Genomic DNA, 2,539 nt, shown 5'->3' with positions numbered 1-2,539 from the left:
GCCGCCCAAGCCGAGCAGTTTGCCAAGTCGCAAGTGGAGTGCCTTGTCGCTGTCTCGTGCAATCCAGGTACCTTGGCCCGTGACTTACGCATTCTCGTCGACGGGGGTTACCAGATCACGCGCGTGACGCCCGTCGATCAGTTCCTCTTCTCGAGCCATGTGGAAGTGGTCGTGCATCTGAGGCGCTAAGCGCGCCGCGCCTTGCCCTGCAGCAACGTCTCCACATAGGCGGGCACGATCTCCGTAGCGGCGCCGTAATGCGTCTCAGCGAATAGGCTTGCGCCTTCCGACGGGTCGAGATTGAGTTCGACCGTATGCGCGCCGGCACGCTGGGCCTCGGCAACGAAACCCGCCGCCGGGTAGACCGTACCGCTTGTTCCAATGGAGACGAACAGATCGCACCGCGCGAGCGCTGCATAGATGCGTTCCATCTCTTGCGGCATCTCCCCGAACCACACCACGTCGGGTCGCATATAGCCGGATTTGCCACAGGCCGGGCAATCCGTCGCGAGCGAGAGGTCTTCCGTCCAGAAACGGCTGGCGCCGCAGGCCGCGCACAGGGCGCGCGCCAATTCTCCATGCATATGGATCAGTGTCTCGCTTCCGGCGGCTTCATGCAGCGGGTCGATATTCTGCGTAACGGTCAGGACTTCGCCACCATGTTCTCGCTCGAGTTTGGCAAGCGCGAAATGCGCGGCGTTGGGCCGGACATCGGCCAGCCAGCGCCGGCGCATATTGTAGAAGTCGTGAACCTTGGTTGGATTGCGCGCGAAGCCTTCGGGTGTCGCCAGCTCTTCGAGATTGTAGTCGTCCCACAGCCCGCCCTTGCCCCGGAACGTGCCCAGCCCACTCTCGGCCGAAAGCCCCGCACCTGTCAGGATGACGATTCGGTCGGCAGCCATTCCAGGTTCGTATCCACGTCTTGAGCCACGTCCTGGCCGGTCTGGCCGCGATGACGCAGATAGTGGTCGGCCAGCACAATGGCCATCATGGCCTCGCCAATGGGCACGGCGCGGATGCCTACACACGGATCGTGACGCCCCTTGGTGACAACCTCGGTGTTGTTGCCGTCCTTGTCGATCGTGCTTCGTGGATTGAGGATCGACGAGGTAGGCTTGACCGCGAAGCGCGCGACCACCGGCTGGCCCGTGGAAATGCCGCCGAGGATTCCGCCCGCATGATTGGACAGAAAGGTCGGCCATCCCGGCGGGCCATTCTGCATCTCGTCGGCATTCTCTTCGCCAGAGAGCGCGGCCGACTCGAAGCCAGCACCAATCTCAACACCCTTCACGGCATTGATGCTCATCAGTCCTGAGGCGATGTCCTGGTCCAGCTTGGCGTAGAGCGGTGCGCCGAGCCCGACGGGCACACCGTCCGCGACGATCTCGATGACGGCACCGGTGGACGAGCCGGATTTTCGGATCTCGTCGAGGAATTCGGCCCAATTCTCCGCCGCCTTGGGATCGGGGCAGAAGAACGGGTTTTCGTTCACCGTGTCCCAGCTCCAATTGGCGCGGTCAATTTTGTGCGGGCCCACCTGGACGAGGGCGCCGCGCACGCGCAGACCCGGCACGACTTTCCGTGCCACCGCGCCCGCCGCGACGCGGGTCGCCGTCTCGCGCGCCGAAGCCCGGCCCGAACCGCGCCAGTCGCGCACGCCGTATTTCTCCAGATAGGTGTAGTCAGCATGACCGGGGCGGAACTTGTCCTTGATGTCCCCATAGTCCTTGGAGCGCGCATCGACATTACTGATTTGAAGCGCGATAGGCGTGCCCGTCGTGACCAGCGCGCCATCTTCGTGTTCGAACACGCCGGACAGAATCTCGACTGTGTCGGGCTCTTTGCGCTGGGTCGTGTATTTCGACTGGCCCGGGCGGCGCTTATCCAAATAGGTCTGGATCTCCGCCTGCGTGATTGGAACGCCGGGCGGGCAACCGTCGACCACGCAGCCGATGGCGGGCCCGTGGCTTTCGCCCCAGGTCGTGATGCGGAAGAGATGTCCAAAACTGTTATGCGACATGCCTTTGTCTAGCCTTTTCTCGCCATAGCGTCCATCCGGCAGCGTCGATCCGATCACGAAAACGGCTCGCGTCAGCCACGGAGCGAGCCCACTTTCAGCATAATTTTCCTCAGCTTACCCCCTATCGCGGGTTCCCGCGCCGGCAGGCTCGAGTCTTCGCCGGCCGCTTCCTCCCAAGACACAATTGAAATAAGGAGCCGCCAATGCGTGCTGTGCATGCATGTCTATTGACGTTGACTGTCGTCTTTCTCTCGAGCGCGATGACGCTCAAACCCGCCGCCTCGTTGCCCTCGCCTTTCGCGAAGGCCGCATCGACTAGCGCCGCAACAAAGAGGATCGTGAAGCCCGCCAGCAGAGGCCGGCAAAGCGTGGGGACAAAGCCCGCGCGCTGGTGCGGCTGGTATATGCGCACCCAGCTGGGTGGAGGGCCTGAATACAATCTCGCGCGCAACTGGGCCAAGCGCGGCCGCCCCTTGAATGGGCCCCGCGTCGGCGCGGTCGTCGTCTGGCCCCATCACG

2 protein-coding genes and 1 pseudogene are annotated in these 2,539 nt (G+C 63.3%); 1 reads left to right on the top strand and 2 read right to left on the bottom strand.

What is annotated here, in order from left to right; genetic code table 11:
* A pseudogene (locus WBQ77_RS09510) lies at positions 1-189 on the top strand (class I SAM-dependent RNA methyltransferase); the annotation flags it as partial.
* Here the strand turns inward: WBQ77_RS09510 and WBQ77_RS09505 are convergent.
* Both WBQ77_RS09505 and aroC read right to left on the bottom strand, forming a co-directional pair.
* Positions 186-902 carry an NAD-dependent deacylase gene (locus tag WBQ77_RS09505; RefSeq protein ID WP_424059972.1) on the bottom strand — a complete coding sequence of 239 codons (717 nt, stop codon included), beginning with the start codon at positions 900-902 and terminating at the stop codon, positions 186-188. The pseudogene WBQ77_RS09510 and the gene WBQ77_RS09505 sit on opposite strands and share 4 nt — an antisense overlap.
* Complete coding sequence (aroC, locus tag WBQ77_RS09500; RefSeq protein WP_424059974.1) at positions 875-2,020, bottom strand: chorismate synthase; 1,146 nt, start codon at positions 2,018-2,020, stop codon at positions 875-877. Before aroC ends, WBQ77_RS09505 begins: the two co-directional genes overlap by 28 nt.
* Between the last annotated feature and the right edge of the window lie 519 nt (positions 2,021-2,539).

This window comes from Methyloceanibacter sp. (assembly GCF_049590335.1).
Lineage (GTDB): Bacteria > Pseudomonadota > Alphaproteobacteria > Rhizobiales > Methyloligellaceae > Methyloceanibacter.
Note: the sequence above shows the minus strand (reverse complement) of the source record. Positions and strands in the feature narration are given on the sequence as shown.

Excerpts from the sequence above, each read along its gene's own strand:
- WBQ77_RS09505 (WP_424059972.1), bottom strand. The coding sequence starts at position 902 with ATGGCTGCCGACCGAATCGTCATCCTGACAGGTGCGGGGCTTTCGGCC.
- aroC (WP_424059974.1), bottom strand. The coding sequence starts at position 2,020 with ATGTCGCATAACAGTTTTGGACATCTCTTCCGCATCACGACCTGGGGC.